General features: G+C 32.8%; 13 protein-coding genes. 2 read left to right on the top strand and 11 right to left on the bottom strand.

Going from position 1 to position 14,061, the window contains the following annotated elements; genetic code table 11:
- Positions 1-282, top strand: a 282-nt coding sequence (locus CWI32_RS12825; protein ID WP_286204125.1) for a transposase, incomplete at its 5' end; no start/stop codon positions are given.
- Positions 283-568: 286 nt separating this feature from the next.
- Here CWI32_RS12825 and CWI32_RS12830 read toward each other — a convergent pair.
- From CWI32_RS12830 to rfbB, 11 genes are all read right to left on the bottom strand, one after another.
- Complete coding sequence (locus CWI32_RS12830) at positions 569-1,522, bottom strand: GNAT family N-acetyltransferase (protein ID WP_100535464.1); 954 nt, start codon at positions 1,520-1,522, stop codon at positions 569-571.
- A gap of 79 nt (positions 1,523-1,601) precedes the next feature.
- Positions 1,602-2,756, bottom strand: a complete 1,155-nt coding sequence (locus tag CWI32_RS12835; protein WP_100535465.1) for a glycosyltransferase family 4 protein — start codon at positions 2,754-2,756, stop codon at positions 1,602-1,604.
- A complete protein-coding gene (locus CWI32_RS12840) occupies positions 2,753-3,622 on the bottom strand; it encodes a glycosyltransferase family 2 protein (RefSeq protein WP_100355440.1) in 870 nt (289 codons plus the stop codon). The genes CWI32_RS12835 and CWI32_RS12840 overlap by 4 nt, the downstream gene beginning before the upstream one ends.
- A gap of 2 nt (positions 3,623-3,624) precedes the next feature.
- Entirely contained in the window at positions 3,625-4,767 is a 1,143-nt protein-coding gene (locus CWI32_RS12845; RefSeq protein WP_100535466.1) for an O-antigen ligase family protein, read from the bottom strand.
- Between the two features lie 152 nt (positions 4,768-4,919).
- A complete protein-coding gene (locus CWI32_RS12850; protein ID WP_100535467.1) occupies positions 4,920-5,807 on the bottom strand; it encodes a glycosyltransferase family 2 protein in 888 nt (295 codons plus the stop codon).
- Complete coding sequence (locus CWI32_RS12855) at positions 5,804-7,063, bottom strand: O-antigen translocase (RefSeq protein ID WP_100535468.1); 1,260 nt, start codon at positions 7,061-7,063, stop codon at positions 5,804-5,806. Before CWI32_RS12855 ends, CWI32_RS12850 begins: the two co-directional genes overlap by 4 nt.
- A complete protein-coding gene (locus CWI32_RS12860; RefSeq protein WP_100535469.1) occupies positions 7,064-8,179 on the bottom strand; it encodes a DegT/DnrJ/EryC1/StrS family aminotransferase in 1,116 nt (371 codons plus the stop codon).
- A gap of 96 nt (positions 8,180-8,275) precedes the next feature.
- The gene (locus CWI32_RS12865) at positions 8,276-9,367 is read right to left on the bottom strand and encodes an acyltransferase family protein (protein ID WP_100535502.1); all 1,092 of its coding nucleotides are present in this window, start codon (positions 9,365-9,367) and stop codon (positions 8,276-8,278) included.
- Between the two features lie 114 nt (positions 9,368-9,481).
- Entirely contained in the window at positions 9,482-9,895 is a 414-nt protein-coding gene (locus CWI32_RS12870; RefSeq protein WP_100535503.1) for a sugar 3,4-ketoisomerase, read from the bottom strand.
- 5 nt (positions 9,896-9,900) lie between these two features.
- Positions 9,901-10,776 carry a glucose-1-phosphate thymidylyltransferase RfbA gene (gene rfbA, locus CWI32_RS12875; protein WP_100355445.1) on the bottom strand — a complete coding sequence of 292 codons (876 nt, stop codon included), beginning with the start codon at positions 10,774-10,776 and terminating at the stop codon, positions 9,901-9,903.
- Complete coding sequence (gene rfbB / locus CWI32_RS12880) at positions 10,776-11,840, bottom strand: dTDP-glucose 4,6-dehydratase (protein WP_100535504.1); 1,065 nt, start codon at positions 11,838-11,840, stop codon at positions 10,776-10,778. The genes rfbA and rfbB overlap by 1 nt, the downstream gene beginning before the upstream one ends.
- 740 nt (positions 11,841-12,580) lie before the next feature.
- Here rfbB and CWI32_RS12885 point away from each other — a divergent pair.
- Complete coding sequence (locus CWI32_RS12885; RefSeq protein WP_100535470.1) at positions 12,581-13,657, top strand: polysaccharide biosynthesis/export family protein; 1,077 nt, start codon at positions 12,581-12,583, stop codon at positions 13,655-13,657.
- The last annotated feature ends 404 nt before the right edge of the window (positions 13,658-14,061 follow it).

A 14,061-nucleotide genomic window follows, 5' to 3' on the forward strand; every position in this document is an offset into this window, starting at 1 on the left:
CAAGAATTAAAAATTAGATTGAAAGATCAAGGTATTGATTTAATTACTTATCATCGGAAGAATATGCAGGCTATTCAACTCTGTGCATCAGATGAATATCACCTAAGACAACGCAATAAAATAGAAACATTATTCAGCTTATTGAAGGGGCAATACAATTTAGTGACGAGTAAAGCACGTAGTCTTCATGGATTTCTGAGTGGAATTTACGCCTCACTATGTGCATATCAATTAACCCATCGAAATAAGCCAACAATTCAAATTAAGGAATCATCGGCTTAAGCAGGATTCGGGTTATTTAATCTAAAATTTATATAAGAATCTTATTGATATTTACTTAAAATATTTATATTTTTCAAACAGATAAGACCTTATTGATATTTCTACGAGATAAATCCAAAAAAATTGGACAGCTTTAAAAGTAAACTACTTTATTTTTAGAATATTGATGGTGTTTATTGTCAGTATGAAACACTAAAGAAAAAAATAAAAAGAGGCAGAAAATTCACCTCTTATAAAGTATTGATTTATGCTTCAAGGTGGAGGTATTTCTATATGAGTTAGGTCACTATACATCTATACTATAAAAGTCATGCACAATCGCACGAGCACCAAAACTTTCTTTTTGATTAATCAGTCCTGTATTTAAAAACTTTCCTTCTTTTTCATTTGAGATACCAAAATCAAATATCTTAGTAGACTTGATATTTTTATTGATTAAAAAATCGATTAGAATATCTAAGGCTCTTTCTTCCCTTCCCTTATCATTACTGGCTAAATACTGTAAATGGACTACTTTCTCAGTTTCAAAAGTCACTGCTGCTGCAACAATCTGACTTTCAAAACAACATTTATAAGCCCTTATGTTATTAGGGAATCTACTTTTTAATAAATCTATTTCCGTTTCATTATGAACTGGCTTTTGATGATGATGTTGACCTAAGACTTCACGAATAACTTCCCAGACTATGCTTGGCTGTTCGACTTCTTCATAAGTTAATCCAGATTTTTTTGCTTTATTGATTGCCCATTTTTTAGATTTTGAATAGTAAATTTTTTCCTGTAAGTTAATAGAAGTACTAATATCCCGACGATAGAGCCTTGCTTCATTTAGAAATAAAGCATATAAATCCTCTTGAGCAGGATAATGATGATAAATATTAGGTATGCATTTATATATAATTTTTTTAATATAGTTCTCTTTTAAAAAACCTTTTAACTGAGAAAAAAGACTTAACATATCAATAGCACGACAATCCCTATCAATCAAAAAACCACCAAATGTTAAGCCTTGATGACTATAAAAAATATTATCTTTAATATTTCCAGGCAATAAAGCCACGATTTTATCTTTATCATTTTTAAACATTAAAGAAAAGTCTTCAAATCGATCAGAATGGTAGTCCATAAAATTCCGATTAAACATGAAATGATAATTTTTACAGTTTAATAAAAAATCATTCCATACTTCTTTATCAGCATCTTCATATTTTTTTATTTGAAAACTTACAGCTTCTTTCACCGTAATCTCCTTTATCATTATAAATTTTTATAAGGTATAAAATTTAAATAATATTTTTAATAATTATTATTAAAAAATCTTAAAATTTATTAATTCCTAGTATTTGTAATAATCTATAATTGATCAAATCCGCATTAAAATTTTTTTTAGCATACAGAAATCCTTGATATCCCATCTTATTTACTTGTTCAGGATGCTCTATAAAATAAATCATCTTTTTTACTAATGCAGCTACATCCCATTTTGGAATAAGAAAACCAGTCACCCCATCTACTACAGTCTCATTACAGCCTGGAACATCAGTGGTAATCACTGGGCGTCCTATAGCCATCGCTTCTTGTGTACTGCGAGGCACACCTTCACGATAATAGGATGGCAATACAAATACTGTGCTATTACTTATTCTTTGAGCAACATCTTTGACGAATCCATCATATTCTATAATACCCATTTCTATCAATCGATCTATTTCTGCCTGTTTTAAACCTGTAGGATTTTCTGAATCTAAGCAGCCTATAATTTTAAATGATACTTCAGGATATTTTTTTTTAATTATTTTAGCAGCTTCTAGATATTCAAATATACCTTTTTCAGCAATTAGTCTAGCTATAAAAATAAAAGATATTTCTTTTTGATCATCCCATTTTTTATAACCAAAATCTTGCAAATTAAGACCAATAGGTCCCAAAACTTCAATTGCATTCTTTTTATGCGGAAGATTATAACGATGAACGAGATCTTTAGGATCATCATGATTTAAAAAAATAATTTTATCTAAGTATGGAAATGCAAGTCGATATAAAGAGACTTGTATAAAGCGGATCAACTTAGCTTTAAAACTTTGACCGTATTTATGTATTGTAAAAGGTGAGCCTAAGCCCTCGATCATGCCATAAATATAAGGAACCTTCATCTTATAAGCAGCCAAAGTTGCATAAATAACGGGTTTTGTTGAATATGAAAATACGATATCAGGTTGAATTTCCTTTATTTTATGAGTCAATTGGTAAGTTGAACGTAGATCAGATAGTGGATTTAGTCCTCCACGACTAAGTTGATAAGTAATAGGAATTACCCCAAGATTTTTAATAATATCTAGCCACTGATCATCATATTCTGATACAAAAGCATAAACCTGATGACCATGCTCTAAACATGCAAAAATAAAATCTTTACGGAAATTATAAAGGTTATAAGCAGTAGAACCTATAATAGCAATTTTTTTAGTTATCATTCTTTTAATCTTCCTATAATTTCTAATTGTGAAGCATAAAAATTTCTATCTTCTTTAGAAACAGCAGTCATCCTACGTTGATTTAAAATCTGCATTAAATTCAAAAAACTTAATATTTTTACAATCATTTTTTTTATTTCAAATTTCAAAACAATCTTATTTTTATCGAGGTCAGATATAATATTGTTATAATATTTTTTAATCAATTCTATTTGAGTATTATAACCAAGAATCATTTTTTCTTTTTTTATATTTTCTACTTCTCGGTAAAAATATAAAGGCTCTTGTATAACCAAATAATTAAAATCATTTTTTATCGCTGCTGAGAGCCATAATTCATAATCCTCAGCTAAGCAATTAGTTTCTTGATAAGGATTTCTTTGACACCACGCCTTACGCGCGAGCAGTGAAGCATGTAATAAATTTGTCAAACCTTGTAAAATTTCTTTGGGTTGCATTTGATGATTAGAATAAATTCTTTTCCCTAAAATTTCATTTTTATTTCCAATCGAATACAAGCTGGTTACCACTAAATTAATCTCTGGATTTTCATTCAAGACTTTTATCTGTTTTTCCAACCGATCTACTGCCATTAAATCATCAGCATCCATACGTGCGATAAAGTCATATTTTGCCTCATTAATAATCTGATTTAAGCGATAAGGTAATCTTCTATTGCATCCATCAGTAATAATACGAATCCGAGGATCGACAAATGACTGGGCTATCGCTAAAGACCGGTCTGTTGATCCATCATCTACCAGTATCAATTCCCAATTTTGAAAAGTTTGAGCCAGTACTGACTTAATCGCATCTTCCAAGTATTTTTCTGCATTAAAAAATGGAATTCCTATAGAAATATACATATTTATTCTTCCTTATTATTATTTGAAAATAGTAAAAAAGCTGCCAATAAAAACCAGAAAATAAGCGTTCTTGCACTATAAGTGGTAAATCCATATAACATTGGCCCTAACAATATAATTTTGTTTGAAAGTGAAAGTTTCTTGAATATTTGGTATAAAAATATTAAAAATAAAGTTATACCTATAATCCCATAATAAAATAAGATACCTAACCAAGTTGAATGAATTTCATTATTGGCAGGGCTATATAACCAATGAGCACCTTGTCCAGCACCAAAAATTAAATATTGAGGATAATCAAGAAAATTAAGAAGACCGCGCCCTTCTGCTTGACTATTTCTCTGATCGAATCCTTCTATAAATCGTAATACAACATTATCAAAAACCCCCATGTTATATAAAAAGTAACATAAAATACTAAAACATACGAATGTTCCAAAAAATACCAATATTCTTTTATCAAGGTCTCCTTTTTGACTAAAAATAAATCCTAGAGTTAACATCAAAAAACCAATTGATGCTGATCTTGACATAGTCAATAAAATCAAAAATAAGGCCAACGAATAAACAATTATTTTTTTAAAGTTGCTTCCAGAAATATATAAATAAATTGCACAGGTACTGAGCACCCAAAATGCCATTTGATTAGGATCATTAAAAAGACCATTGTATCGTGGCTCAAAATCATAACGACCTAAGTTACTTGCCCAGATAATAATTTCGATGACATAGGAGAAAGGAATAAGAAATAATAGTTTTTCATAGAAAAATTTAACTTGGACTTGATTTAAGTTTGTCATTAATAAAAAAAATAATAAATTAAATATCCAGTAAACTGTAGACATCATATAACTATAATCTAAAATGATTAAATACCAAGCAAAATTCACACAAATTGTATATCCTACAAATAATAAAATTATGCTTGAATACTCAATATTTATTTCAGATTTTTTACTAAAAAATAATAGAAGTGCCCCCATAATAAAAAGGTGACTAAACTGTGGAACCCCACTGGACCAAAAATAAAACTGGGATAAAAAAAATGAAAATAATATAAGATAAATAATAACTTTATCTTTTACATTACTATCACTTAAAAAAATAATGTTATTTTTTGAATTACTTTCATTTAAAATAATCACTATACATTCCTTTTATATTATCTAATACCTTATTAAGAGCAAAATAATTGATTAATATTTTATATTATTAAATTTATTATTTTTTCTTCAATATATTTAAAACTATTTTCATCTATATAAAATTAATAATATTAATTAAACTTACTTTGTTATTAAAAATCTTTCTTAATGAGTAACCAGTAAAAAAACCTGAAAAAATCATATGTCAAAATTTCAGATGGATATTCTTTTAAAATTCCTAGCACTTTTTCTAATGATTTATTTTTGGATATTAACCCTAATTCAAACGCATTTATCCATAAAGCTCTTTTTTTTGCTTTATTAAAAAGTATATGATTTTGGTACTCATTTAAAATCATCATTCTTGAATCATGCATGAGAGAGGTTTGCTTATGCATATTATTATCATGTAGCCTGTATTTGGCAAACAGGACAGGAAGATAACATAACTCCCCTTCTTGTGCTAAAAGCAACCACATATACCAGTCTTCAATTTTCACCTCAGCATCATAACCACCGATTTTTTTTAAAGCATTTGATCTAATCAGTTGTGTCATGGCGGGTAACTCATGCTCTAACAATAAAATTTGTTCAAAACTATAGTTTTTTCTTTTTTTAATTCTATTTTTTACCTGATTAGAATCATGATCAATAACTGATATTCCTCCAAACACTGCAATACAATTTTTGTTATGCTTTAAAAATTCGGATTGTATTTTTATTTTATCTTCCAAGATTATATCATCAGAAGCGAGAGAAGAAAAATATTCTCCTTGCGCCCATTCTAAGGCTTCATTCAAGGTTGCACTCAAGCCCTTATTCGGTCGATGCCTAAATTCAAACCGGGTAAATCGTTTTTCACATCGTGGAATCAGTTCTTGTATTTTTTTTACTGAAGAATCTGTAGATCCATCATCAATGACAATTAACTCAATATTCTGATAAGACTGGTTAATGACACTCTGGATACTATCACACACAAATTTTTCATGATTATAACTTGGTATAATGACAGAAACTAAAGCTTGGCCATTTATCATATTATCTCTCTTTGTTTTAATGATTTAAATATAAAAAAACTGATGACGACCCAATACATTCCATAGTTTATGAGGTGGGCCATTGAAACACCTTCAAATCCAAAAAGCTGGGTACATACATAGGTCAAAGCAATAAGAGATAAGGTAAATATAATCTCTGTAGAGATGTACAGTTTGGTCATTGCTTTACTGAGCATCAAATAAGCCAGTATCCAGCTTCCTATTTTTAGTGCATCCCCCATCATTTGCCAAAAGAACAGGCTCTGCATGGGTGCGAAAGATGGACTGAATAAGACATTGATAATCAAGTCACGCAGCACAAAAATGACTACTCCGCCTGCCACAGCCAGTGGAAAAAGAAATTTATAGCCTAAATAAACTTCTTTCTTAATTTCATCAATCATCTTGAGTTCTGACAAGCGCGGTAAGTAATAGACTCCCAATGTTGTTGTGACCAGCATCAGGTATACGGTGCTTAGACGGATCATGGCTTCCCAGTAACCGGCATACGCCAGGCCAAATTCCTGACTTAAATAGGCTCGAATTAAGATTTGCGATAAAGGCACACAGATCGCACTGACCAATGCCATCCAGATAAAAGAACTAAGTTTTTTAGTAATTTCTAAGTCTATTTTTCCAAACAGAGAGGAAAACTTAAACCAATCCGCTCGATAACACAGAAATAACGTCACTATAAACGCAATAGATTGATAAATGGATAATGCAATTAAGGCACCATATAAATGTAATTTTATTGCTAAAATACTCGTAACAATAAGCGCAAATAAACTACCCGCAATATTGGCAAGTACCAGCTTTAATATTTCTTTTTTGCCATTGAGTATGGCTAAAAACAGGGTATTAAAATTAAAGAATAATAAAAATACTGCAAACCATACAAAAACTGTTTGATATTCAAGTGTATGAAATATATAAAGTGATAGCTGCCTTTGGAAAATTAAAATTAAAAATGCGAACATCAGACTAAATACAAAAACAATACTGCCTGCTGTTTTCCAGATTGCACGTTGTTTGCTTTCATCTTCATGATATTCAGCAGTATATTTAATGACTGCGGTATTAATTGCACTACCCGCAAAAGTAGTCACCATTTGAATAAAATTTTGGAATTGACCTAAAGCTGCATATCCAGTCGGCCCCAGATATACAGCCAGAATTTTATTCAGTACAAACAGGGTTATGGTCTTAATCAGGACCGCCGCCCCATTCAGTACACTGGTCTTAAGTAAATTCATCTATATTTGAAAACCATTACATAACTGAACAACTTGCTTTGCTTCATCCATGGATAAAGTAGGCCCTATCGGCAAGCTCAAGACCTGCGCATGAATTTGTTCTGAAATTGGTAAGTTTAAGTTATTCCATGCTTTATAAGCTTGCTGCTTATGGGGCGGAATCGGATAATGAATCAATGTCTGTACCCCATGCTCTGCCAAATATTTTTGTAATTCCTCCCGATATCTGGTCTGGATCACAAATAAATGCCAAACATGCTGCATATCAGTTGCGGTATTTATATTTTTAAGTGGAAGCACAATGGCTGGATTCTGAATTTCTTTTAAATAGAGATCTGCAATCTGACGACGATGCTGGTTTTCCTGATCTAAAAATGGCAGTTTTACATTCAGGATAGCCGCCTGAATTTCATCAAGGCGACTATTTACTCCCATGACCAGATTTTTATATTTTTCATGTGAGCCATAATTACGTATAGCCTTAAGCATATGGGCCAATTCAGCATCATTGGTGGTAATTGCCCCGGCATCACCCAGCGCACCCAGGTTTTTTCCTGGATAAAAACTGAAGCCTGAAGCATCTCCCCAATTCCCTGCTTTTTTACCCTCGATTTCAGCGCCATGGGCTTGTGCCGAATCCTCTAAAACCAGTAAATTATGTTTCTTGGCAATCGCCATAATTTCTGGCATGGCAGCAAGCTGTCCATATAAATGAACAGGCAAAATTGCCTTTGTTTTGATGGTAATCGCGGCTTCAATTTTCTTAACATCAATATTGAACGTCTGGATATCCGGTTCGACCAACACCGGTTTCAGATGATTCTGTGAAATTGCCAAAATACTTGCAATATAGGTATTTGAAGGTACGATCACTTCATCGCCTTCATTCAGTTTACCCAGTTCTTTCCATGCCCGCAGGGTCAGAATTAGAGCATCCAATCCATTGGCGACCCCTATGGCATACTCTGTACCACAATAATTCGCAAAATTTCGTTCAAAATCCTCTAACTCTTTGCCACAGATATACCAACCAGAATCAATGACCTGTGTACAAGCTGCTATAAGTTTGTCACGGTATTGAACATTTATCGCTTTTAGCTCAAGAAAAGGTATCATTATTATCAATCCCGTATAAAAATTTGTTATTCATTTTTTAATTCCACATTTATCAAAACTAATCTATTGATATGAATTAAAGTGAAAACCCCAATATTATTTATTCAGTTCATAATTCTTAGATTTAAAACTTGGCTCTAATAAAAATTTCTTCATCTTTCTATTTAAAGGCTTTTCAATATATTTATACATTATAAAGCTGGCTATTAAAGTCAAAATAAATATAATCAATGAAAACAACATTAAATCTATGTCAAATAAAAACATCTTTTTTATATAATTTAAAACTTGTATTTCCAAAACATGAAGCAAATAAAAACAAAAACTGATTTCTCCCGCCAAAACCATATATTTATTTGATAAAAACTTAGTAATAATACTTTTTTCATTAACAACATGAGACAATGCAAAAACAAGAATGATGGTGGCCATAGGTAACCAATAATAAATTGAGTATCTATAACTGATATCTATCTTGCTATGAAATACAAAGAATAAGATAAAAAGTAAAATCGCTCCTGATTCAAATACAAAAGTAGGTATCTTCATTTTAGAGTAATTAACTTTTATTTTCTCATAAAGATCAAACAGGATAATACCAAGTAAAAAATCTGAAAAACGTACCCATGGTGAAATGTACAGCCAATAGTGATTCTGGTTTTTATCAAGCTGCATATTCAAAACCAGAATACCTATAAGATAAAAAATAAATATATAGCTTCTTATTTTTTCAGAAATTAAAAATGCAAATGGAAAAAGTAAATAGAAGAACAATTCATCGGAAATGCTCCAGGATGGAGAGTTTAATGAAAAATGAATATTTTCTTCTAAAAAAAAGCTTTGTATTAGAAAAATGTGTTGAATTAAGTATCCCCATCCTTGTCCAGACTGGCTAAAGGTCAACAGAAGTACAATTGCCGTAGTTGCTATATGTACTGGATATACTCTTGCTAAACGAGAAATATAAAATTCTTTTTTTGAAACATTTCCTCTAAAAAACTTTTCTTTATAGTTATAGGATAAAATAAATCCGCTTAATATAAAGAAAAAACTGACGCCTAAAAATCCTTCGTCAAAAATACTGTTAAAAATATTTGCATAATGCGTGTCATTTTTTAAAAAGGCCAAATGACTAAGAAAAACAAATAGCGCAAAAAACATACGCAATGATGTAAGCGGCTTAATCATCTCATACATCTCCTTCATATTTATTATTATTTAAAATTCTATTTTCTGAAGTCTCTCGAGTAACAAAGCCATCATACTTGTGAATTATTTTTCTTAATTTTATAGTCTCATTTTCTAAGCAATAAAAGTTTTATCTGCTTCTTTTAAAAACTGGTCGTAATTACGGATATAGTCACTTTCATCATAATAATCGCTTGCCAATATTAACAATATGCAATCTTTAGAAAAATCATGCATTTCATGCCAAACCATGGGCGGAATTAATAATCCTTTATTGGACTGACTTACGCACACTTCTTGTTTTTCTTTACTGTTATCCATTAATATTTTACAGCTGCCTTGAATACAAAACCCAATTTGTTGAAGCTCTTTATGTGCATGAAACCCGCGAGGAACATCAGGCTGAGCGCCAAAAATATAGTAGAGCCTCTGTATATGAAAGGGGATATTCCGATTGGCTTCAGCGACCACCAAACTGCCACGATGATCTCCCAGATTAGGTAAATCAATCCATTCAATAAGATTCATCATGATTACCCCACCAAAGAAATCAGATATTGACCATAGCCATTTTTACTCATCGTTTGACCAATGGCTAACACTTGTTCTTTGCTTAACCAGCTATTATTCATTGCAATTTCTTCTAGACAGGCAACTTTATAACCTTGACGCTTTTCAAGGGTTTCCACAAATTGAGCTGCCTCAAGTAGACTTCCCTGTGTACCTGTATCTAACCAGGCAAAGCCACGTCCCAGCAATTCAACATTTAAATCACCACGTTCCAGATATGCCTGGTTAATGGAGGTAATTTCCAGTTCACCTCGCTCAGAAGGTTGTACTTGTTTGGCAATCTGAATCACATCATTGTCATAAAAATACAGGCCCGTTACAGCAAAGTTAGATTTAGGTTTTTCTGGTTTTTCTTCAATTGAAATAGCACGTTGCTGTTGATCAAATTCCACCACACCAAAGCGTTCAGGATCTTTGACCTGATAGCCAAAAACAGTGGCTCCTTTTTGACGTTCAGCAGCCTGACGCAGCATGGGGGTAAAACCTTGCCCATAAAAGATATTATCGCCGAGCACTAAGCACACATTACTTTGCCCAATAAATTCTTCACCCAGAATAAAGGCTTGTGCCAAACCATCAGGTCGAGGCTGAATCGCATAACTCAGCTGCATGCCAAATTGTGAACCATCACCTAATAATCGCTTAAACCCATCAATATCTTCCGGGGTACTGATGACAAGAACCTCCTGAATACCGGCTAACATCAACACAGATAATGGGTAATAAACCATAGGTTTATCATAAATCGGAAGTAACTGTTTCGAGATTCCTTTAGTGATTGGATGCAAGCGTGTGCCCGAACCACCTGCTAAAATAATCCCCTTTGTTGATCTTGACATTAGACTGCCTCCCCTAAACGTTCACGCTGATAAGAACCATCCTGAACGCGACGGCACCATTGCAGATTATCCAGATACCACTGCACAGTTTTACGAATACCGGTCTCGAAGGACTCTTGTGGTTTCCAGCCAAGTTCACGCTCAATTTTTGAAGCATCAATGGCATAACGTAAATCATGACCAGGCCGATCACTGACGAAGCTAATCAGGCTTTCATATATTTGGCCATTGAGTCGTGGCTTAAGTTCATCCAAGATGGCGCAAATGGTTTTAACCACATCAATATTCTGTTTTTCATTATGCCCCCCAATATTGTAGGTTTCGCCTACCCTGCCTTTGGTCGCAACCTGATATAAAGCACGGGCATGATCTTCTACAAAAAGCCAATCCCGAATCTGCTGACCATTACCATAAACAGGTAAGGATTTTCCATCCAGCGCATTTAAGATGATCAAAGGAATCAGTTTTTCAGGAAAATGATAAGGCCCGTAATTATTTGAACAGTTCGTAACCACGACCGGCAAACCATAGGTTCGATGCCAAGCACGCACTAAATGATCCGAGCTGGCTTTACTTGCCGAGTAAGGTGAACTTGGCAAATAAGCTGTGGCTTCATTAAATAAGTCGGTTGTTTCTTTTAAATCCCCATAGACTTCATCTGTTGAAATATGATGAAATTTAAATTTAGACTTTTTGATTTCACCCAAATTTTGCCAATATTTTCGTGCGACCTCCAAGAGTGTATATGTACCCACAATATTGGTGCTGATAAATTCAGCTGGACCATCGATCGAACGATCCACGTGAGACTCTGCTGCCAAATGCATGACGATATCTGGCTGAAATTCTGAAAATAATCGTGTTAAAGATACATGATCACAAATATCAGTTTGAGCAAATTGATAACGGGGATGAGCTGATATAGAAATTAATGACTCCAAGTTGCCTGCATAAGTTAACTTATCAACATTTAAAACATGATGTTCAGTCGCTTTGATGATATGCCGGACGGTAGCAGATCCAATAAAACCAGCTCCACCAGTCACTAATATTTTTTTCACCATTCCCAGTATTCCTTTTATTTTTATTTTACTTTTCAAATATTTTTTTAATTCATTGATGCCTTCAGGCATAGATATTCTTATTTGATTATTTATAACATATATTAATTTTATTCAACACACCACCTATAAAAATATTATTCTCAAATATAGTTACATTTTATGGATAAGTATTTTTCTTATACCACTTACCCAATACTTTATAATTATTGTTTTTTTAAAACACTTTTCAACCAATAAAAATCAGCTTAAGCTTTACAACTACTGATATATTACTTTCAACTAATAAGAGATTATTAATTAACACTTCATTTATATAATCTAGTTAATGCCGAATAAATATATGTGAAATTTAATAAAAATAGAATCTAAAAAACCTTTAAAGTATACACAAATAATATGAAAATACTTTCATTGCTACTAAGTTTTTGTTTTGTATAGTTATACTGTGATAATCACCTTAATCTGCAAGCAATAAAATTTATAAACAATCCATTTTACCTGAATAAACTAAGTAATACTTGTATCTCTACACCTTAATTTAATGGAAGTTTTAGATACTTTTTTTAATAAATGTTATTGATCTATTTTAATTCAAACGTATACTTAGAACTAAAAATAAGTATAGACAAGCTATATAATTTGTTATAACTTTTAGATGTTAATCACATAAACCATGTTAAAAAAATTAATAATTACGAATAAATACTAATTTTAAATATATAAAAATAAAGGGGTTTCAAGTGAACAATAGACACCTTATAGGCGTTTTAACCTTAAGCCTATCATTAGTCGGATGTGCAGCAACATCTGGCTTTCAAACCTATGATTTACCAGATGAAGGAATTTATCAAACCGAACTGGGAACTCAAGTTAATCTGGTAAAATTGACTCAGGACAATCTACCTGCAGTGCAGTCAGCCCAAACTCAACACCTGAATCATTACGCACCTTTATTTCAGCATGAAATGCAGGATTATCGTTTGAATCCAGGTGATATTTTATCCTTTCAATTATGGGCCTACCCGGAAATTAGTGCAGTTCCAACAGCAACTGATAATACCAATGGTTATCAAATTGACCGAAATGGTTATATCCATTTTCCATTAATTGGACGCTATAAAACAGTAGGGAAAACCCTTCCGGAGGTTAATCGGGAAGTACGCCGACTATTAATTCCTTATTTAAACAATCCAGATGTGGTGGTGAGAGTACTTTCTTATCAGGGACAGCGTTATTCAGTGGTGGGTAATGTGAAATCAGCTGGGCAGTTTTATTTGTCTGATCAGCCCGTGAGCGTTTATACAGCACTGGGTCTGGCCGGCGGCATTAACGAGCAAGGTAACTCTAGCTCTATTCAATTGGTGCGTCAGGGTGTGGCCTATGACCTCAATACAATTGCATTAGAAAAGGCAGGATATTCATTACATAAGCTGTTAATTCAACCCAATGACACCCTGTATATCAGTCCTCGTGAAAATCAGAAAATCTATGTCATGGGTGAAGCAGGCACGAATACCCCCTTACCCATACGTGACCAGGGGATGACTCTCGCGGATGTTCTCGGTGAAAGTGAAGGGATTAATCCCTATTCAGCCAGTGCTAGTCGAATTTACGTCTTACGTGACAATTCAAATAATCAGATGACTGAAATATATCATTTAAGTTTAAAAAACCTGGGAGATTTTGGCTTGGCCAAAAAGTTCAAAATGCACAGCAATGATATTGTCTATGTAGATGCCACAGGCCTGACTCGTTGGGAACGAGTGGTTAGCCAGATTCTTCCATTTTCAAATGTTGCTGGTACAGCTATACGCTAGCAGGTAGTTCAGCTATGCATATTAAAAAGATTTTGGGGAGCTGTTTTGAAAATATTAACCATCGATTAATGACTGAATGTTTACTAACGAGATCTGCCCGTATTTGTAGATTAAATCTATAAATATAGATGGCTGAAGTAATGCTCAGCGCTGATCACAAGACAGCATTTTTACGTAATAGCATGGGATCTGCCTGCAACTCCATGTAGTTCAACACTAAATATGAAGCAGATTGAATAAAAATAATCTTATCCTGATCATCATAAAAATATCTGGGTTTACCAGACTAGATTTTTTTTGAGGGAACAATAAAGCCAGCATATTTGGGATTCATTTTTGCAGGGGCAGCAGGTCTTTGATGAAGTTCTGTAATTTAATGCAACACGACGTCATCGACTGGAAAA

Origin of the sequence: Acinetobacter pseudolwoffii (genome assembly GCF_002803605.1) — a bacterium.
GTDB classification, from domain to species: domain Bacteria; phylum Pseudomonadota; class Gammaproteobacteria; order Pseudomonadales; family Moraxellaceae; genus Acinetobacter; species Acinetobacter pseudolwoffii.